This is a genomic window from Mesorhizobium sp. WSM4810 (assembly GCF_055811235.1).
In genome coordinates, this window is the sequence record NZ_JBVVQV010000036.1 from 1 (window position 1) to 19,124 (window position 19,124).

General features: G+C 63.0%; 21 protein-coding genes and 1 pseudogene. 14 read left to right on the top strand and 8 right to left on the bottom strand.

Annotation, left to right across the window (positions count from 1 at the left end):
- Positions 1-189: pseudogene (tdh, locus tag AC0L3O_RS31475) on the top strand (L-threonine 3-dehydrogenase); the annotation flags it as partial.
- A 62-nt stretch (positions 190-251) separates the two neighbouring features.
- Here the strand turns inward: tdh and AC0L3O_RS31480 are convergent.
- Positions 252-707 carry a MarR family winged helix-turn-helix transcriptional regulator gene (locus tag AC0L3O_RS31480; protein ID WP_287070675.1) on the bottom strand — a complete coding sequence of 152 codons (456 nt, stop codon included), beginning with the start codon at positions 705-707 and terminating at the stop codon, positions 252-254.
- Positions 708-786: 79 nt separating this feature from the next.
- Here AC0L3O_RS31480 and hmgA point away from each other — a divergent pair, with 79 nt between their 5' ends.
- The 6 genes from hmgA to AC0L3O_RS31510 all read left to right on the top strand — a co-directional run bounded on the left by hmgA (position 787) and on the right by AC0L3O_RS31510 (position 5,273).
- Positions 787-2,100, top strand: coding sequence for a homogentisate 1,2-dioxygenase (gene hmgA, locus AC0L3O_RS31485; RefSeq protein ID WP_473617590.1), 1,314 nt, complete (start codon positions 787-789; stop codon positions 2,098-2,100).
- A gap of 11 nt (positions 2,101-2,111) precedes the next feature.
- Positions 2,112-3,002 carry an MBL fold metallo-hydrolase gene (locus tag AC0L3O_RS31490; protein ID WP_473617599.1) on the top strand — a complete coding sequence of 297 codons (891 nt, stop codon included), beginning with the start codon at positions 2,112-2,114 and terminating at the stop codon, positions 3,000-3,002.
- 74 nt (positions 3,003-3,076) lie between these two features.
- On the top strand, positions 3,077-4,090 hold the full coding sequence (locus AC0L3O_RS31495; RefSeq protein WP_287174344.1) for a fumarylacetoacetate hydrolase family protein: 1,014 nt from the start codon (positions 3,077-3,079) through the stop codon (positions 4,088-4,090).
- A 27-nt stretch (positions 4,091-4,117) separates the two neighbouring features.
- Entirely contained in the window at positions 4,118-4,666 is a 549-nt protein-coding gene (locus AC0L3O_RS31500) for a DinB family protein (protein WP_473536988.1), read from the top strand.
- Positions 4,667-4,717: 51 nt separating this feature from the next.
- Positions 4,718-4,975, top strand: coding sequence for a BrnT family toxin (locus AC0L3O_RS31505; protein ID WP_128170246.1), 258 nt, complete (start codon positions 4,718-4,720; stop codon positions 4,973-4,975).
- Positions 4,962-5,273 carry a BrnA antitoxin family protein gene (locus AC0L3O_RS31510; RefSeq protein ID WP_027153896.1) on the top strand — a complete coding sequence of 104 codons (312 nt, stop codon included), beginning with the start codon at positions 4,962-4,964 and terminating at the stop codon, positions 5,271-5,273. The genes AC0L3O_RS31505 and AC0L3O_RS31510 overlap by 14 nt, the downstream gene beginning before the upstream one ends.
- Positions 5,274-5,281: 8 nt before the next feature.
- On the opposite strand, the gene hppD is transcribed toward AC0L3O_RS31510, so the two are convergent.
- On the bottom strand, positions 5,282-6,394 hold the full coding sequence (gene hppD / locus AC0L3O_RS31515; protein ID WP_128170248.1) for a 4-hydroxyphenylpyruvate dioxygenase: 1,113 nt from the start codon (positions 6,392-6,394) through the stop codon (positions 5,282-5,284).
- Positions 6,395-6,533: 139 nt separating this feature from the next.
- On the opposite strand from hppD, the gene AC0L3O_RS31520 reads away from it, so the two are divergent.
- Positions 6,534-7,001, top strand: a complete 468-nt coding sequence (locus AC0L3O_RS31520) for an Lrp/AsnC family transcriptional regulator (RefSeq protein WP_023803215.1) — start codon at positions 6,534-6,536, stop codon at positions 6,999-7,001.
- Here AC0L3O_RS31520 and AC0L3O_RS31525 read toward each other — a convergent pair.
- The 4 genes from AC0L3O_RS31525 to aztA all read right to left on the bottom strand — a co-directional run bounded on the left by AC0L3O_RS31525 (position 6,998) and on the right by aztA (position 10,135).
- Complete coding sequence (locus AC0L3O_RS31525; RefSeq protein WP_287257746.1) at positions 6,998-7,336, bottom strand: protein tyrosine phosphatase family protein; 339 nt, start codon at positions 7,334-7,336, stop codon at positions 6,998-7,000. The two genes, AC0L3O_RS31520 and AC0L3O_RS31525, sit on opposite strands and share 4 nt — an antisense overlap.
- A gap of 147 nt (positions 7,337-7,483) precedes the next feature.
- Complete coding sequence (gene aztC, locus AC0L3O_RS31530; RefSeq protein ID WP_128170250.1) at positions 7,484-8,416, bottom strand: zinc ABC transporter substrate-binding protein AztC; 933 nt, start codon at positions 8,414-8,416, stop codon at positions 7,484-7,486.
- Positions 8,417-8,435: 19 nt separating this feature from the next.
- On the bottom strand, positions 8,436-9,311 hold the full coding sequence (gene aztB, locus AC0L3O_RS31535) for a zinc ABC transporter permease AztB (protein ID WP_023803212.1): 876 nt from the start codon (positions 9,309-9,311) through the stop codon (positions 8,436-8,438).
- Positions 9,311-10,135, bottom strand: coding sequence for a zinc ABC transporter ATP-binding protein AztA (gene aztA / locus AC0L3O_RS31540; protein WP_023803211.1), 825 nt, complete (start codon positions 10,133-10,135; stop codon positions 9,311-9,313). The genes aztB and aztA overlap by 1 nt, the downstream gene beginning before the upstream one ends.
- A 222-nt stretch (positions 10,136-10,357) precedes the next feature.
- Here aztA and AC0L3O_RS31545 point away from each other — a divergent pair, with 222 nt between their 5' ends.
- Entirely contained in the window at positions 10,358-10,702 is a 345-nt protein-coding gene (locus AC0L3O_RS31545) for a RidA family protein (protein WP_023803210.1), read from the top strand.
- A 45-nt stretch (positions 10,703-10,747) separates the two neighbouring features.
- On the opposite strand, the gene hutC is transcribed toward AC0L3O_RS31545, so the two are convergent.
- Positions 10,748-11,494, bottom strand: coding sequence for a histidine utilization repressor (gene hutC, locus AC0L3O_RS31550; protein ID WP_128170252.1), 747 nt, complete (start codon positions 11,492-11,494; stop codon positions 10,748-10,750).
- On the bottom strand, positions 11,491-12,843 hold the full coding sequence (locus tag AC0L3O_RS31555; RefSeq protein WP_023803208.1) for a formimidoylglutamate deiminase: 1,353 nt from the start codon (positions 12,841-12,843) through the stop codon (positions 11,491-11,493). The genes hutC and AC0L3O_RS31555 overlap by 4 nt, the downstream gene beginning before the upstream one ends.
- Before the next feature lie 98 nt (positions 12,844-12,941).
- Between AC0L3O_RS31555 and hutI the strand changes: the two genes are divergently transcribed.
- From hutI to AC0L3O_RS31580, 5 genes are all read left to right on the top strand, one after another.
- A complete protein-coding gene (gene hutI / locus AC0L3O_RS31560) occupies positions 12,942-14,177 on the top strand; it encodes an imidazolonepropionase (RefSeq protein WP_473536986.1) in 1,236 nt (411 codons plus the stop codon).
- Complete coding sequence (hutH, locus tag AC0L3O_RS31565) at positions 14,174-15,709, top strand: histidine ammonia-lyase (RefSeq protein ID WP_036262624.1); 1,536 nt, start codon at positions 14,174-14,176, stop codon at positions 15,707-15,709. Before hutI ends, hutH begins: the two co-directional genes overlap by 4 nt.
- Positions 15,710-15,773: 64 nt before the next feature.
- Positions 15,774-16,592 carry an N-formylglutamate deformylase gene (gene hutG / locus AC0L3O_RS31570; RefSeq protein WP_473617591.1) on the top strand — a complete coding sequence of 273 codons (819 nt, stop codon included), beginning with the start codon at positions 15,774-15,776 and terminating at the stop codon, positions 16,590-16,592.
- Positions 16,593-16,632: 40 nt separating this feature from the next.
- On the top strand, positions 16,633-18,303 hold the full coding sequence (gene hutU / locus AC0L3O_RS31575) for a urocanate hydratase (RefSeq protein ID WP_128247823.1): 1,671 nt from the start codon (positions 16,633-16,635) through the stop codon (positions 18,301-18,303).
- 8 nt (positions 18,304-18,311) lie between these two features.
- Complete coding sequence (locus AC0L3O_RS31580) at positions 18,312-18,902, top strand: HutD/Ves family protein (protein WP_128247822.1); 591 nt, start codon at positions 18,312-18,314, stop codon at positions 18,900-18,902.
- Positions 18,903-19,124 lie beyond the last annotated feature (222 nt).

Here is a 19,124-nt window from a genome sequence, read left to right on the forward strand (position 1 = left end):
AAGATGCTGCATCTCAAGGGCATCTATGGCCGCGAAATGTTCGAGACCTGGTACAAGATGATCGCGCTGGTGCAGGGGCCGCTCGATGTCAGTGGGCTGATCACCCACCGCATCGGCGTGGACGACTTCCAGACCGGCTTCGAGGCGATGAAGAGCGGCAATTCCGGCAAGGTGGTGATGGACTGGTGAGTGTTGGCCGGGTGCCGTTCCGGAAACGTTGGAGGGGTGGGAAGGATCGCTGCGTAGCAGTTTCATAGCTGCGTCGTTGATCTATCCAATGCCCCCTTAAGTGCCGCCATTCCTTCCGTGACCGCCGCTCGCTCGCTCGCGTTCAGCCTTCCCAGCAAGTCCCGCTCGAACGCTTTTGCCAACGGCACCATCTCGCGATAGGCGGCTAGGCCCGCGTTGGTCAGCGTCAGGTGCTCGACACGGCGGTCTTTTTCATCAGGTTTTCGCGTCAGCCAGCGGCGCCGTTCGAGCTCGGCGACGGCGCGCGAAACCTTGGTCTTGTGCATGGCCGATTGTTCGCCGAGCGCTGTTGCCGTCATCGTGCCGTGCTGGCCGAGACCGGCCAGCGTGCGCCATTCGGGCCGCGTCAGGCCGTGGCGGTCCTTGTAAACCCTGGAAAATTCGCGGCTGACAGCATCGGCAAGGCGATAGAGCCGGTAGGGCAGGAAGCTTTCAAGTTCGAGGGTGTCAGCCTCCATGGTCTGCTCCATCACGATTGATAGTTACATTTTCGATGGTTACAAATGAAACCAATTTGGTCAATCCAGGGAGGATGCCATGGCCTTTTCCTACATGCCGGGGTTCGGCAACGACTTCGAAACCGAGACTTTGCCCGGTTCGCTGCCGCAAGGGCGGAATTCGCCGCAGCGGCCGGCCTACGGCCTTTATGCCGAGCAGCTTTCGGGCTCGCCCTTCACCGCGCCACGCGGCACCAATGAGCGTTCCTGGCTTTATCGCATCAGGCCGAGCGTCAGGCACACCGGCCGCTTCAAGGTGGCGGATTATCCGCTGTGGAAAAGCGCGCCGAATGTCGGCGATTACGAACTGGCGCTTGGCCAGTACCGCTGGAACCCGGTGCCGATGCCGAAGGAACCCACCGACTTCATTGCCGGCATGCGCTCGATCACCACCGCCGGCGACGTGCTCGGCCAGACCGGCATGGCCGCCCATGTCTATGTCGCCAACCGATCGATGGCCGACGACCATTTCTTCAACGCCGACGGCGAGTTGCTTATCGTGCCGCAAGTGGGCGCGCTGCGCTTCGTCACCGAGATGGGCGTCATCGAATTGCGACCGGGCGAGATCGCCGTGCTGCCGCGCGGCCTCGTGTTCAAGGTCGAACTGGTCGATGAAACAGTGCGCGGCTATGTCTGCGAGAACTACGGCGCCAAGCTGACGCTGCCGGATCGTGGCCCGATCGGCGCCAATTGCCTGGCCAATCCGCGCGATTTCAAGACGCCTTGCGCCTGGTTCGAGGACAAGGAGACGCCGTGCCGGCTGATCGTGAAATGGTGCGGCCAGTTTCATGTCACCGAACTCGATCATTCGCCGCTGGATGTGGTGGCGTGGCACGGCAACTACTCGCCCTACAAATATGATCTGGCAACGTTTTCGCCGGTCGGCGCCATCCTGTTCGACCATCCCGATCCGTCGATCTTCACGGTGCTGACCGCGCCGAGCGGCGAAGAGGGCACCGCCAACATCGACTTCGTCATCTTCCCGCCGCGCTGGCTGGTGGCCGAAAACACGTTTCGCCCGCCCTGGTATCACCGCAACATCATGAGCGAGTTCATGGGCCTGATCCACGGCCAGTACGACGCCAAGGAAGAGGGTTTCGTTCCCGGTGGCATCAGCCTGCACAATCTGATGCTGGCCCACGGGCCTGACGCAACAGGTTTTGAAAAAGCCTTCCACGCGGATCTGAAACCGGTCAAGCTCGACAACACCATGGCCTTCATGTTCGAGACGCGATTCCCACAGATGCTGACCCGCTACGCCGCCGAGGTTGAAACCCGGCAGGACAATTACATCGACTGCTGGGCCGATCTGAAGAAGCGCTTCAACGGCACGCCCGAGGGCGACTGGTCTTGAGCGCTGATCCAATGCGGGATCGGCTGGTGCTGCTGGGCTCGAAGGGCGGCCCGGCGCTCCGGCCGGGCGGTCGGTGGCCGAGTTCGTCGCTGCTGATATTCGGCGGACGTACCATTGTCGTGGATTGCGGGCTTGGCGTGACGCACGGGCTGGCCGAGACCGGCATCAGCCTGAAGTCGCTCGACCTGGTCTTCATCACGCATCTGCATTCCGACCATGTGCTGGAACTCGGTCCGCTGATCCACACCGCCTGGACGGCGGGTCTGGCGACACCGGTCACCGTGTTCGGCCCGCCCGGCACCTGCCATTACTGGCAGCGCTTTTGCCAGGCGATGGAATTCGACATCGAGATACGCATAGTCGACGAAGGCCGGCCTGATATCGCAGATTTGGTTTCGATCATCGAGTTCGGCGAAGGCCGGGTGATGGAGGAGCGCGGCCTGAAGGTTTTGGCGCTACGCGTCGACCATCCGCCGGTGAACGACTGCTTTGCGCTGCGCTTCGAGCATGCCGGACAGAGCGTGGTGTTTTCCGCCGATACGGCGTTCTTTCCGCCATTGGCGGATTTCGCCAAAGGCGCCGACATTCTCGTCCATGAAGCCATGCTGGAAGACGGCATCGAGCGGCTCGTCGCGAAAACCGGCAATGGCGCGCGGCTGAGGGAGCATCTGCTCGCCAGCCATAGTTTTGCTGAGGAAGCGGGGCGCATCGCCAGTGACGCAGGAGCCAAAAGACTGGTGCTCAACCACCTCATCCCGGCCGATGATCCCGAGATCGGCGAGGCCGACTGGATCGCCGCCGTCAGGAAAACATGGGCCGGAGACTTGACGATTGCCCACGACGGCCTTGTTGTGGGACTGGAGCATGATCCCGAACCGAAGGACCGCGTTAGCGAAAAGTGAGAACCGGTTTTCGGAAGAGATCATAAGAACAAAATTCAAAGCGGCACCAAAGCCGCATCAGGAGAGGAAACCGCATGAAGCTTGCCACATTGAAGGACGGGACGCGCGACGGAAAGCTGGTCGTCGTCTCGCGCGACCTGACGCGGTTCACCGATGCCTCGTTTCTGGTGCCGACGCTGCAGTCGGCGCTCGACGACTGGAACCGGATCGCGCCGCATCTGGCGACAATAGCGGAATCGCTGGAGAACAATGCGGTGCCGTCAGCGCGCTTTCACGAGCATGATGCCCATTCGCCGTTGCCGCGCGCCTACCAGTGGGCCGATGGCTCTGCCTATGTGAATCATGTCGAACTGGTGCGGAAGGCGCGCGGCGCCGAGATGCCGGCAAGCTTCTGGACCGATCCGCTGATCTACCAGGGTGGTTCGGACAGTTTCATCGCGCCGCGTGATCCGATCCGCACGGTCGACGAGGCTCTTGGCGTCGACATGGAAGGGGAAGTCGCTGTCGTCGTCGACGATGTGCCGATAGGCGCAAGCCTCGATGCGGCAAGAGCCGCGATCCGGCTGGTCATGCTGGTCAATGACGTCACGCTGCGCTCCCTCACCGCGCCAGAGCTTGCCAAGGGCTTCGGCTTCTTCCAATCAAAGCCGTCCTCGGCGTTTTCGCCCGTCGCGGTGACGCCGGACGAACTTGGCGAGGCCTGGGATGGCGGCAAGGTCAACCTGCCGCTGCTGGTCGATCTCAACGGCAAGCCGTTCGGCCGCGCCAACGCCGGCGTGGACATGACATTCGATTTTCCGGCGCTGATTGTGCATGCCGCGAAAACCCGGCCGCTGGCCGCCGGCACCATCATCGGTTCGGGCACGGTCTCCAACAAGCTCGACGGCGGGCCTGGCAAGCCTGCCTCGGCGGGCGGCGCCGGCTATTCCTGCATAGCCGAGTTGCGCATGATCGAGACCATCGAGGCTGGCGAACCGACAACCCCGTTCCTGGGCCTTGGCGACATTGTGCGCATCGAGATGAAGGACAGGATCGGACATTCGATTTTTGGTGCGATCGAGCAGAAGGTCGAGAAATACATCAGGTAAGATTGCACTGGGAGGACGTCTGAAACGATGAACCTGCTGGACCATTTCAGCCGCATGGCGCGCAACAATCTCTGGTCGAACGACCGGCTCTATCGCGCCGTGCTGCAGCTTGAGCCCGGCGAATTCGAAGCCGAGCGAACCAGCTTCTTCCCGTCGATCATGGCAACGCTCAACCACATCCTGGCGGTCGATCATCTCTATCTCGATTTTCTCGAAGAGGGCGACCTTGGCGCCGCGGCCCATGACGATTTCGTGCCGTTCGATGAACCACAAGCGCTGTTTGACGCCCAGGGCGCATCCGACCGGCGACTGATCGCCTTTTGCGATCATTTGTCGGCGGCCGATCTCGACCGCCGTGTCATCACCGACCGGCGCGAGGACGGAAAAATACCGGAGCGCATCAGCGGTCTGCTCGCCCACCTCTTCATCCACGACATCCATCATCGCGGCCAGGTGCACGCCATGCTGTCCGGCACCTCGGTAAAGCCGCCGCAGCTCGACGAATTCTTCCTCGACTATGATCTGAAGCTGAGGAGAGCGGAGGTCGAGCGGTTGGCGATTGATGGCGGCAATTAATTGTAGTTACGAAAATTCTTGACTTAATTATTGTAGGTACATAAATTTCGGATGAAGATCGTCTGGGACGAACCGAAACGGTTGGCCAACATCGAAAAGCACGGGTTGGATTTTGCCACACTGGATGAGGAATTTTTCCTTACGTCAACGATCCGTGCGGCCAAAGCTGATCGTCTCATGGCAATTGGTCGGATGATTGACGGGATCGTTGCCGTGATCTTTGCCCGGCTCGGCTCCGAGGGCATCTCGATCATTTCGATGCGCCCGGCCAACCCGGCTGAAAGAAGATTGTACAATGACAAAACCTAAGCTGCAGACAAAATTCGAACCGGGGCGCGGCTACAGCAAGGAAGATTGGGATGCCGTTTCGGACAATCCGGAATGGACAGAGGAGGATTTTCGAAACGCTCGTCCCTTCGCTGAAGTATTTCCGGACCTCGCCGAAAGCATTCGCCGTTCGCGCGGGCGGCCGGCGCTCGACAATCCCAAGAAACAGGTGACGCTGCGCCTCGACAGCGATGTGGTCGCTCGCTTTCGCGCCGGCGGTCCCGGCTGGCAGAGCCGGATTAACGACATTCTGCGCAAGGCCGCCGGCTTGCCCAAATAGGCGTCGCCTCACTCCGCCGCCTGCACCTTCAGCACGCCGCGCTTGATCTGGTCCTGCTCGATCGATTCGAACAGCGCGCGGAAATTGCCCTCGCCAAAACCCTCGTCGCCCTTCCTCTGGATGAATTCGAAGAAGATCGGCCCGATTACGGTTTTCGAGAAGATCTGCAGCAGGATCTTGGTCGTGCCGCCGTCAACCACGCCTTCGCCGTCGATCAGGATGCCGTGCTTTTTCATCCGCTCGATCGGCTCATCATGGCCGTGCACGCGGGCATGAGACATCTCGTAATAGGTTTCCGGCGGACCGGGCATGAACTTCAGCCCGTTGGCTGCCAGCCTGTCGGTGGCGCCGTAGATCTCGTCCGTGCCGACAGCGATGTGCTGGATGCCTTCGCCATTATACTTCTTCAGATATTCGGCTATCTGGCTGGTGTCGTCCTTGGACTCGTTGAGCGGGATGCGGATCTTGCCGCAGGGCGAGGTGATCGCGCGGCTGACCAGGCCGGTGATCTTGCCGTCGATGTCGAAGAAATGGATCTGCTTGAAGCCGAACAGGTCACGATAGAAATCCCACCATTTGTCCATATTGCCGCGATAGACATTGTGGGTGAGGTGGTCGAGATAATAGAAGCCGACGCCTTCCGGCTTCGGGTCGGGCTCGCCCAGCCAGTCGAATTCGGCTTCGTAGGCCGAGCCTTTGTCGCCGTAGACCTCGATGAAATAAAGCAGCGAGCCGCCAATGCCTGATATCGCCGGCACATCGAGCGCCTTGTCGGCGCCTTCATAGGGTGTGGCGCCTTTGGCGACAGCATGGTCGAACGCGTGCTTGGCATCGACCACCCGCCAGGCCATCGAGGAAGCGCAGGGGCCGTGCTTGTCGACGAATTTCATCGCATGCGAGCCGGGTTCGGCATTGACGACATAGTTGATGTCGCCCTGCCGCCAGACGGTGATGTTCTTGGTGCGGTGCTTGGCTACCGGTACATAGCCCATGCGGGTAAAAAGCTCGGCGAGCTTTTCCGGTTCGGGATGCGCGAACTCGACGAATTCGAAGCCGTCGGTGCCGGCGGGATTGGCCTTGCTGATCGTTGCGGGCGGTGCATCGTGCGGGAAGGGACCCATGGTGTTGTCCTCCTAAGCTGCTTGGCCGCAAAGGGCCATTTTGACGCTACTATAGCGCGGAGCAGGCGCATGGTGCTTGCATTCAAACGCTTTAAACGAATAAATCATGCGGGAATTGTGCATGGTGGATGAAAAAATCATGGATGAGGCGCGCATAGACCAGTTTGACCGCAAGATAATGGCTCTCTTGCAGGGCGACGCACGGCTGACCAACAACGATTTGTCGGAACGGGTGAACCTGTCGGCGTCGCAATGTTCGCGCCGCCGCCAGAGGCTGGAGGAGGACGGCTATATCAGGGGCTATCGCGCGGTGCTCGACCGCGACAAGCTCGGCTTCTCACTGGTCAACGTCATCTCGGTGACGCTCGCCACCCACAACCGTGACAATGCGCGGCGCTTCGGCGAGTTGGTGGCGCGGTTGCCGCAGGTGCAGGAGGCGCACGCGCTGACCGGCGAGATGGATTACATCCTGAAAGTGGTGACGCCCGACCTGAAATCGCTGTCGGAATTCGTCAACGGCGTGCTCCTGCCGCACGAATCCGTGCAGCATGTGAAGACGGCGATCGTGCTGGAAACGCTGAAGGAAACCGGCGCGCTGCCGATTTAGCCCTTCGACTGCTGGATCAGCCCAAAAAGGTTGGTGCAGCGTGCGCCGGAACGGCAATAGGCGAACACCGGGCCTTCGAGCTCATCGAGCGCCTCAGCCTGGTCCTCGACATTTTGGGCGGTGATCTGGCCGCTGACGACCGGGATGTAGCGAAAGGTAAGCCCGGCGGCTTCGACTGCCGCTTTGACGGTGTCCGCCGAAGGCTGGCCGGGCTGCTCGTCATCAGGCCGGTTGCAGATGACGCTCTTGAAGCCGGCGGCCTTGATGGCGGCGACTTCTTCGGGCTGGATCTGGCCGGAGACCGAATAGTCCTCGGTGATCTGACGATATTCCATATTTCCTCGCAAAACTGGTTTGGCCGCAGTCTTTAAGACTCCCCGACGAGATCGGCAATCCGCGCAGAATGAAATCCCACTGCGCAGATAGTTATTTTCGACGGAGAATCCAACAGAGCCGGCGCGGCCCGGCTGGCCAGGAAGGCATCAGCTTCCGAGGATCGCGCCTTTGATCTGGGCGATGTTGTTGTGCATCAGGTCGATATAGGTCGATGCCGGGCCGTCGGGTTGCGACAGCGCATCCGAATAAAGCGTGCCGCCAACCTTGGTGCCGGTCTCGCTGGCGATCTGCTCGATCAGCCGCGCGTTGGTGATGTTCTCGATGAAGACCGCCGCCGCCTTGTCCTGCTTCACCTGGCTGACCAGCTTGGCGACGTCGGCAGCGGACGGCTCCGACTCGGTCGACACCCCTTCGGGCGCCAGGAAGGTGAGGCCATAGGCCTTCTCGAAATAGCCGAAGGCGTCATGCGAGGTGATGACGACGCGCTTCTCTTCCGGGATCGACTGGATCGCCGCCTGCACTTCGCCCTCAAGCACGTCGAGTTTCTCGGTATAGGCGGCGGCATTGGCCTTGTAGCTGTCGCAACCCCCAGCGTCGGCGGTGCAGAAGGCATCGGCGATGTTCTTCACATAGATCTTGGCGTTGGCGATCGACTGGAAGGCATGCGGATCGGTCTCGCCATTAGTATGGGCGCCTTCAGCGGCGTCGGCATCGGCGAATTCGGGTTTGAAGTTGATCGGCGTGACGCCCCTGGTCAAAACGGCGATCGTCGCCTTGGAGGCACTGGCGTCGACCAGGCGCTGCAAAAAGCCTTCGAAATGCAGGCCGTTGACCAGCACCACATCCGCACCCGCCATCGCCACCGCGTCAGCCGGGCTCGGCTCGTAGACATGGGCATCGCCATCCGGCCCGACGATGGTGGTCAGATTGATCCGGTCGCCGCCGACATTTTTGGCGAAATCGGCAATGATCGTGAAGCTGGCGACCACTTTCAACGGCTCCGCGAGGGCCGACGACGCGCCAAAGGCTGACAATGTCATAACGCCCACTGCCAGGGCGGCGCGGATCGATTTCAGCATGGACAGCACTCCTTTGGGATCAGGCGGTTCTGTGGCGGTGATGGATAATGCGGGCGCGCAGGATGCCGCGCGTGCCGAACAGGATCGAGGCAAAATAGACAACGCCGGCCGACAGGATGATGGCCGGGCCGGAAGGCAGCGACACGTGGTAGGACAAAAGCAGCCCGGCGACGCAAGAGGCAAAGCCGATCAGCACCGCCAGCACGCACATCGGCTCGACGCGCATGGTCCAGAAGCGGGCGGCAGCCGCAGGCAGCATCATCAGCCCGACCGATAGCAGCGTGCCGAGCGCCTGGAAGCCGCCGACCAGGTTGAGCACAACGAGGCCGAGGAAGATGAAATGCACCGGGCTGCCCAGCCGGCTGACCGAACGCAGGAACAGCGGGTCGAGACATTCGGCGACGAGCGCCCGCCAGAAGATGGCGAGGCTGACCAGCGTGACCAACACGATGCCGCCGATCAGTGTCAGCGCTTCATTGTTGAGCGCAAGCACGGTGCCGAACAGCACATGCATGAGATCGACGCTGGAGCCGCGGATCGATACCATCAGCACGCCGATCGCCAGCGAAATCAGGTAGAAGGCCGCCATCGAAGCGTCCTCGCGCTGGATGGTGAAGCGCGAGACGGCGCCGGCGCCGAGCGCGACGATGATGCCGGCAATCAGCCCGCCGATGGTCATCGGCAGGATTTCCAGCCCATAAAACAGGAAACCGGCGGCAGCACCCGGCAGGATGGCGTGGGCCATGGCGTCGCCGGAAAGGCTCATGCGCCGCAACATCAGGAACACGCCGACCGGGCAGGCGCCGAGCGACAGCATCAGCGAGCCGGCAAGCGCCCGCTGCATGAAGGCGAATTCGGCGAACGGAGCAACGAGAAGACCGTAGAGCGTGTCCATCATGCTGCCCGCGGCCCGGAGCCGTGATGATGGTCGTGCGCATGGTTGTGCCCAGGGTCGTGCCCGGGGCCGTGACCGTGATCACCGTGTTTGTCCGGCTCGCACCAGGGCGCGTTCTCCTCCCAGGCTTCGTGGAAGCGGCGCGCGCGCAACAGGTTTTCCGGCCGCAGTGTTTCCCTGGTTTCGCCCCAGGCGATTGGCTGGCGCGCCAGCAGCAGCGTCTCGGGGAAGTTCTGGCGCACCAGTTCCAGATCGTGGACGACAACCAGGATCGTGCGTTCCTCGCCATGCCAGCGCTTGATTAGTGCGATCAGGTCGCCGACGGTCTTGGTATCGACGGCGTTGAACGGTTCGTCGAGCAGAATGAGATCGGCGTCCTGCAGCAGCACGCGAGCGAACAGCGTGCGCTGCAGCTGGCCGCCCGACAGCGTGTCGATCGGGCGCTTCTCGAAGCCGCCGAGGCCGACGGCCATCAGCGCCTGGCTGACCGATTCGCGATCTTCCCTAGTGTAGCGGCCGAGCAGCCCGCGCCGTGGCCACAGGCCGAGCGAAACCAGATCAACGACCCGGGCGGGAAAGGAGCGGTCGAGTTCCGACTGTTGCGGCAGATAGGCGGCGCGCACGCCGGGCGCCCGGACAACCGTGCCGGCCATCGGCTTCAACACGCCGACGATACCCTTCATCAGGGTCGACTTGCCCGATCCATTGGCGCCGACGACTGCTGTCAGCGACCCGCGGCGGATTGTGCCATCGAGATGATGGATCGCCGGATGGCTGTTGTAGCCCAGCGTCAGGTCGCGGAATGTCAGGCAGGTTTTGGTCATGTGACGATCCGTGGGACACCACTAGTACGGCAGCGGGGTGGATATGTGATGTTATTACATTAGTCAACAAGTCAATCCGGCGGAATTGCGGCGACCGGAGCAATTTGCGTGTGCCTATTTTCGCCCCACGCCTGCTGGCTCAAGAGGATTCGCTCATGCAACCTTGCCGCCAGCGAACCGCGACTCTAAAGAGGCGCGACCCACAAAGGAAGGAAACGTCCAATGAGCATTCGTCGCATCGATGTTGGCCCACGCATGAGCCAGATCGTCATCCATGGCAACACCGTCTATCTGGCTGGTCAGGTCGGCGAACCAGGCGGAAACGTCGGCACCCAGACCAGGGACATCCTGGCGGCCATCGACGAATTGCTGGCCAAGGCCGGCACCGACAAGACCAAGATCCTGCAGGCGATCATCTGGCTGGCCGATATGAGCACCTTTGCCGAGATGAACGCGGCATGGGACAAGTGGGTGCCACAGGGCCATACCCCGGCCCGCGCCACCGGCGAGGCCAAGCTTGCCGGGCCGGAATACCTGGTCGAGATCATCGTTACCGCCGCCATTTGAGATGCGGCTCTTTACTCTCCCCCTCGAGGGCCCTCGAGGGGAGGGTTACCCCTGCGACGGTGTGAACCGCGCGACCAGCGTGTGGCTGTCGGCCGCATAGGTGAAACGGACATGGGTGACCGGGTGCTCGGCGCTCCATGTCCGTCGCTCGACCACCAGGCAGGGGGCGCCGGACTCGATTTCGAGTGCGGTCGCAATGTGTCTGTCGGCGGCGACGGCGCGGATGCGGTGCTCGGCGGCACTCCATGGCACGCGGGCGATCAGCCACGGCCCAGGCGCGACGGCAAAAAATTCCTCGTTGGCGGCCTCGGCCACAGCGGCCAGGTTGATCAGCCGCTGTTCGTGGGCGAACGGCCGCTTGCCGGCGAAATGCCGGCATTCCAGCGCCAGCACCGGCCCGTTGCAGTCGAGTTCCAGCAAGGCGCGATCCTCGGCGCTGCTGCGTCTTTTATGTCGTGCCACACGCTCGTAGCGATAGGGCAGGCCGAGCGCCTCGACCTCGATCCTGATGTCATGGATTTCCAACACCGCGGCTTGCGACTGCGGCCGCCGGACAAAGCTGCCAGAGCGGCGGCGGCGCTCTATCAGCCCCGCCTTGGCAAGCTGCGACAGCGCCTTGTTCACCGTCATGCGCGAACATTTGTACTCGGCCGTCAGTTCGTGCTCGAACGGGATGCGGTGGCCGGGCGCCCAGGCGCCGGACAGGATTCGTTCGCTGATGTCGGACAGGATGCGTTGATGCAGCGAGAGGGGCTCGCCGCCGTCCGCATCCATTGTCTGGATCATGCTCATGCCGAAAGCGCCGTCATCACCGTGCGAAAACGCTCGGCAATAAAATCGCGCCTTGCATGCCTGCCACTGCTGACCAGTTTCTTGCCATGCACCCAGACACAATCGACCTTGGAACCGTTGGCGAAGATCCAGGTGTCGAGCACTGCATCGCCCGTCTTGCCGGCAAGCGAGGGGTGCTTGCCATCGAGCGAGATGAAATCGGCTGGGGCGCCGGCGGCGATCCGCGAGGGGCTTGCGCCGAGCGCTGCGCTGCCGCCGTCGAGCGCGGCATCGAACAGTGCGCGCCCGGTCGAACCGCCGGCGACCGCCAGCAGGTTGCGGGCACGGTGGGCGAGGCGCTGCGAATATTCGAGCTGCCGCAATTCGTCCGGCAGGCCGATCAGCACGTTGGAATCGGAGCCGACGCCGAAGCGGCCGCCATGTTGCTTGAACAAAGGTGCTGCAAAGGTGCCGTCGCCGAGATTGGCCTCGGTGATCGGGCAGAGGCCGGCGATTGCTCCGCTTTTCGCCATGGCCGCCGTTTCGGACTCGGTCATGTGGGTGGCGTGGATCAGGCACCAGCGACCATCGACCCTGGCATTGACGAGCAGCCATTCGACCGGCCGCGCCCCGGACCAGGCAAGGCAGTCCTCGACCTCCTTCACTTGCTCGGCGATGTGGATGTGGATCGGTCCGCCGGGTGCCATTGTCGCGATGTTTTCCAACTGCTCCGGTGTCACGGCGCGCAGACTGTGCGGGGCGATGCCGACGACCGCGTGATTCAAGGTGCGAACGGTTTCGTGACATTTCTCAACAAGCCGCGAGAACCGATTCATATCGTTGATGAATCGCCGCTGGCCTTCATTCGGCTCTGCGCCGCCGAAAGAGGAATGTGCATAGAAGACCGGCAGCAGCGTCAGCCCGATGCCGGTGTCGGCAGCCGCGGCGGTGATGCGGTCGGCCATTTCGGCGACGTTGGCGTAGGGCTGGCCGTCGCGGTCGTGATGCAGATAGTGAAACTCGCCGACGCGTGAGAACCCAGCCTCCAGCATCTCGACATAGAGCTGCGCGGCGACCGCCTCGACCTGATCCGGCGTCATCGACAGCGCGAAGCGATACATCACCTCGCGCCAGCTCCAGAAACTGTCGGATGAAGGGCCGCGCAGCTCGGCTAGACCGGCCATGCCGCGCTGGAAGGCGTGGCTGTGCAGGTTCGGCATGCCTGGCAGCAGAATGGCATGGCGTTCGTCGCCGGGCTGGGATGCGGTGTTGGGCTCGACCGTGGCGATGTGGCCATCACTGACGACGATCCGGGCATTGGAATGCCAGCCGTCGGGCAGAAGCGCCTGTTCCGCAAAGATCGCAGTCACGTTTTCTCTCCGATTCCCTTGTCCCGTGCAATGATACCGCTTGCAGTGCGTTTCAATATGTATATACATAATCACCGCCGATTGAAACGGAAAAGATGATGGCTGGAGAGAGCAAAAGCCGGACAGGGGAGATCCGCCTCTGGCGCAATGCGCGTCTGGCGACCATGGCCGACAGCGCCGCCGGACTGGGTATCGTCGAAGACGGCGCGATCGCCGCGCGCGATGGCCTGATCGTCTATGCCGGCCCGGGAGCCGGCATGCCGGCAGCCTTCAGCCAGAACGCCGAGAATGTCGATTGCGAAGGCCGCTGGATCACACCCGGCCTGATCGACTGCCATACTCATCTGATCCACGCCGGCAATCGCGCCAACGAATTCGAGATGCGGCTGGCCGGCGCCACCTATGAAGAGGTCACCAGGGCCGGCGGCGGCATCGTCTCGTCGGTCAAGGCGCTGCGCGCTGCCAGCCAGCAGGAATTGGTTGCGCAGTCGCTGCCGCGCCTCGACGCGCTGATCGCTGAAGGCCTCACCACCATCGAGGTCAAGTCGGGCTACGGACTCGATCTCGAAAACGAGAAGAAATCGCTGCGCGCCGCGCGGCTCTTGGGCGAAAACCGTCCAGTAACGGTTACAACGAGCTTCCTCGGCGCGCATGCTCTGCCGCCTGAAGCGAAAGGCGACAAGGACTCGTTTATCGATCTGGTCGCAAACGAGATTTTGCCGGCCGTCACCGCCGAGGGCCTGGCCGACGCGGTCGATGGTTTTTGCGAGGGCCTCGCCTTTTCGCCAGAGCAGATTTCTCGCGTGTTCGACGCGGCGAAAGCAGCAGGCCTGCCGGTAAAACTCCACGCCGACCAATTGTCCAACCTGCACGGCGCAGAACTTGCGGCGCGCTATGGCGCCCTGTCGGCCGACCATCTCGAATACACTGACGAGGCGGGTGCGGCGGCGATTGCGAGGGCCGGGACCGTGGCGACGATCCTGCCCGGCGCATACTATTTCATCCGTGAGACTAAGAAGCCGCCGATCGGCCTGTTTCGCCAGCACGGCGTCAGAATGGCGGTCGCCACCGACTGCAATCCCGGCACCTCGCCGCTGACCTCGCTGCTGCTGACCATGAACATGGCGGCGACTTTGTTTGGTCTGACTGTTGACGAATGCCTTGCCGGTGTCACCCGCGAGGCCGCCCGCGCGCTCGGACTGCTCGGACGAACCGGCACGCTGGAGGCTGGGAAATCGGCCGACCTGGCGATCTGGGACATCGAGCGCCCGGCCGAGCTCGTCTACCGCATGGGCTTCAACCCGCTGCATGCCCGCATCTGGAGGGGACAATGAGTGAACTCAAACTCAAGCCGGGCAACACGACGCTGGCCGACTGGCGCGAAATCTATCGTGGCGCGATGCCGAAGCTGGACGCGGCCTGCTGGCCAAAGATCAAGGCCAGCGCCGAGGCCGTTGCCCGCATCGTCGCCAAGGGTGAGCCGGTCTATGGCATCAACACCGGTTTCGGCAAATTGGCCAGCGTCCGTATCCCCGCCGCCGATCTCGAGACGCTGCAACGCAACATCGTGCTGTCGCATGCCGCCGGCGTCGGCGAACCGATGCCGGTCGCTGTTTGCCGGCTGATGATGGCACTGAAGCTGGCCAGCTTGGCGCAGGGCGCCTCCGGCGTGCGGCCGCAGACCATTGAGCTGCTCGAAGCGATGCTCGCCAACGACGTCATTCCGGTGGTGCCGGCGCAAGGCTCGGTCGGCGCATCCGGCGACCTCGCGCCACTGTCGCATATGACAGCGGTGATGATCGGCGTCGGCGAATGTTTTACCCCGCATGGCCGGTTCCCGGCCAAGGTCGCCTTTGTCTCGCACGGGCTGGAGCCGGTCACGCTTGGCGCCAAGGAAGGGTTGGCGCTGCTCAACGGCACGCAGTTCTCGACCGCCTATGCGTTGGCCGCCTTGTTCGACGCCGAAGTGCTCTACCAGTCGGCGCTGGTCGCCGGTGCGCTCTCGACCGATGCCGCCAAGGGTTCCGACGCCCCCTTCGATCCGCGCATCCACCTGCTCAGGAGGCATCCTGGCCAGATCGAGACGGCAGAGGCGCTGCGCAACCTGATGGCCGGCAGTGCCATCCGTGAATCGCACCGGGTCGGAGACGAACGCGTGCAGGACCCGTACTGCTTGCGCTGCCAGCCGCAGGTGATGGGTGCAGCGCTCAGCGTGCTGCGCCAGGCCGCCGGCACGCTGGGCACCGAGGCCAACGGCGTCACCGACAATCCGCTGATCTTCGCCGAGGACGACACAGCACTTTCCGGCGGCAATTTCCACGCCGAGCCGGTCGCCTTCGCCGCCGACATGATCGCGCTCGCCGTCTGCGAGATCGGCTCGCTGTCGGAACGGCGCATCGCCATGCTGGTCGATCCGGCGCTGTCGGGCATGCCGGCCTTCCTGACGCCGAAGCCAGGCTTGAATTCCGGCTTCATGATCCCGCAAGTGACGGCGGCGGCACTCGTCTCGGAAAACAAGCAAAAGGCCTATCCGGCCAGTGTCGATTCGATCCCGACCTCGGCCAATCAGGAAGACCACGTCTCGATGGCGGCACATGGCGCGCGCCGGCTGATCGGCATGATCGAGAATGCGACGGCCGTCATCGGTATCGAATTGCTGGCCGCCACGCAGGGCTGCGATTTCCATGCGCCGCTGGCATCGAGTGCGCCGCTCGAAGCGGTACGCAGGCTGGTCAGGGCCGAAGTGCCGCATCTCGACAATGACCGGCATTTCCACCCGGACATGGAAAAGGCCATCGCCATGGTGCGCAGCGGCGCTGCCGTGAAGGCAGCGGGCGCGGTGGCGCTGCCGGGAATCGCGTCGTGAGGGCGCACACCTCGATAGGTCGCGATCCTACGCGCCGTAGAGCGCCGGCGCAGGGAGACCATTCATGACTTTACCCTCCTGGCTCACTGTAACGCCCGGCACCGCCCCGCTGCTGGTCTCGATCCCGCACACCGGCATCGATCTCGTCGGCCTTGAGAACCGGCTGGTGTCGCCTTGGCTCGGCCGCCGCGACGCCGACTGGTGGATCGACAAGCTGTATGACTTTGCCGAAGACCTCGGCGCGACGGTGGTGCATACCGCGATCTCGCGCACCGTCATCGACGTCAATCGCGATCCGTCTGGAGTCTCGCTCTATCCCGGCCAGGCAACCACCGGCCTGTGCCCGACCGAGACCTTCGACGGCGATCCGCTCTATCGTGTCGGGGAAGAGCCTGATGCCTCGGAGGTCGACGAGCGCCGCGAAAAGTACTTTGTGCCTTACCATGCCGCCATGCAGGCCGAGATCGACACGCTGCGCGCCGTGCACCGGAAGATCGTCCTCTATGACTGCCATTCGATCCGCTCGATGCTGCCGCGGCTGTTCGAAGGCACGCTGCCGGTGTTCAACCTCGGCACCAATGACGGCAAAACCGCCGACCCGGGCTTGCAGGCAATGGTTGGCCAGATCCTCGCCGAGACCGGCGAGAGTTTTGTCGTCAACGGCCGCTTCAAAGGCGGCTGGATCACGCGCCATTTCGGCCAGCCGCACAACAACGTCCATGCGCTGCAGATGGAACTGTCCAACCGCGGCTATATGCGCGAGCCCGAGGGCAAAGGTACGCCCGACAATTGGCCGGTGCCTTACGACCCGGCATTCGCCGCGCCGATCCGCGCCACACTGAAGCGGATCCTGGAAAGCGCGATTGCCTGGGCCGGGCGCTGACGCATCGTCGCGCAGCTCATTCGAAAGGAAAAGTGACGCCATGACCGATCCTCGCCACAACCTCCGCGAAGTCCGCAGCCCGCGCGGCAGCGAGCTCAACGCCCGCACATGGCTGACTGAAGCGCCGTTGCGCATGCTGATGAACAATCTCGATCCCGACGTCGCCGAAAACCCCAACGAACTGGTCGTCTATGGCGGCATCGGCCGCGCGGCGCGCACCTGGAACGACTTTGATCGCATCGTCGCCTCTCTGAAGACGCTTGGAGACGACGAGACGCTGCTGGTGCAGTCGGGCAAGCCGGTCGGCGTGTTTCGTACCCACACCGATGCGCCGCGCGTGCTGATCGCCAATTCCAACCTCGTGCCGCACTGGGCGACATGGGAGAAATTCAACGAGCTCGATAAGAAGGGCCTGATGATGTACGGCCAGATGACGGCCGGCTCGTGGATCTACATCGGCACCCAAGGCATCGTGCAGGGCACCTACGAGACCTTCGTCGAGGCTGGCCGCCAGCATTACGACGGCAATCTCAGGGGCAAATGGCTCCTGACCGGCGGCCTCGGCGGCATGGGCGGCGCCCAGCCGTTGGCCGCGGTGATGGCCGGCGCCTGCTGCCTGGCGATCGAATGCGATCCCGACCGCATCGATTTCCGGCTGCGCACTCGCTATGTCGACGAACGCGCCGACACGCTCGACGAGGCACTGGAAAGGATCGAGCGCTGGACCAGGGCCGGCGAGGCGAAATCGGTCGGCCTGGTCGGCAACACCGCAGACATCGTGCCGGAACTGGTGCGGCGTGGCGTGCGCCCCGACCTGGTCACCGACCAGACATCGGCGCATGATCCGCTCAACGGCTATCTTCCCAAGGGCTGGTCGCTCGCCGAATGGCGCGAGAAGCGCACCAGCGACCCGAAGGCGGTCGAAAAGGCGGCGCGCGCGTCGATGCGCGAACATGTCGAGGCGATGGTGGCGTTCTGGAATGCCGGCGTGCCGACGCTCGACTATGGCAACAACATCCGCCAGGTGGCGAAGGAGGAAGGGCTCGACAATGCCTTTGCCTTCCCGGGTTTCGTGCCGGCCTATATCCGGCCACTGTTTTGTCGCGGGATCGGTCCGTTTCGCTGGGCAGCCCTCTCCGGCGATGCCGAGGACATCTACAAGACCGACGCCAAGGTGCGCGAGCTGACACCCGGCAACACCCACCTGCACAACTGGCTCGACATGGCGCGTGAGCGCATCGCCTTCCAGGGTCTGCCGGCGCGCATCTGCTGGGTTGGTCTCGGCGACCGCCACCGGCTCGGCCTCGCCTTCAACGAGATGGTGGCGAAAGGCGAGCTCAAGGCGCCGGTGGTCATCGGCCGCGATCATCTCGATTCAGGCTCGGTTGCCTCGCCGAACCGCGAGACGGAATCGATGAAGGACGGCTCGGACGCCGTGTCCGACTGGCCGCTGCTCAATGCGCTGCTCAACACCGCCTCCGGCGCAACCTGGGTATCGCTGCATCATGGCGGTGGCGTCGGCATGGGCTTTTCGCAACATGCCGGCATGGTCATCGTTGCCGACGGCACACGCGAAGCGGCCAAACGCCTGGAGCGGGTGCTATGGAATGACCCCGCAACCGGCGTCATGCGCCACGCCGATGCCGGCTATGACCTCGCCATCGACTGCGCCAGGGAGCACCAGCTCAACCTGCCAGGCATCCTCGGCTGAACCGCGCCTTGCGCATCCTCCGGGCAGCCGAATACCGGTCCATGCCGTGGAAGAACGGCGGCGGGGTGACGACGGAAATCGCCGTCTCGCCCGCAGGTGCTGCGCTCGACGATTTCGACTGGCGCGTCTCCATGGCGCGCGTCGAAAGCGGTGGGTCATTCTCCGAATTTGCCGGAGTCGACCGGAGCTTGGCCGTGCTGGAAGGCGAAGGGATCATCCTTGATTTGGCCGGCCGCCCGGCAGCTACGGTGACCAAAACGTCCGCCCCGCTTTCCTTTCCGGCCGATGTGCCGACGGAAGCGGCGCTGATCGCCGGTCCGATCGCCGATCTCAACGTCATGACACGGCGTGGACGGATGACCCATGCCGTCGAACGCCTGGTGATTTCAGCCGCGACGGACATCCAGTCAGCCGCCGATGCGACCCTCATCCTGTGTGTTGACGGCGAGATCTCGGTGGCCGGCGCGGCGCCTGTCCACATCGGACCGCGCGACGCGCTGTTGCTCGGGCCGGACGACGCTCTGTCACAGCGCCTGGAGCCTGCGCGACCAGCGACGCTGTTCGTGATCCGCATCGATCGCGTTTCGGCAAACGATTAACGCCTGTTTCGAAACATGATCACAACACCGGCGAAATATGCCGTAAGCTCAAGCCCAGATCACGAAAAAGCCTGAATCCTTCCGTCGATCAACTCCCGGCGGGAGGGAGGTGGTTCGTCTGCAGGTCTTGGTGCGAAAATAAACTTTCGGCCCTTGTTTCGATGCAACTAATTCCATTTCAATCGGTTCTAGGGACATTGCCGTGGCGGTGACGCCGGTAAC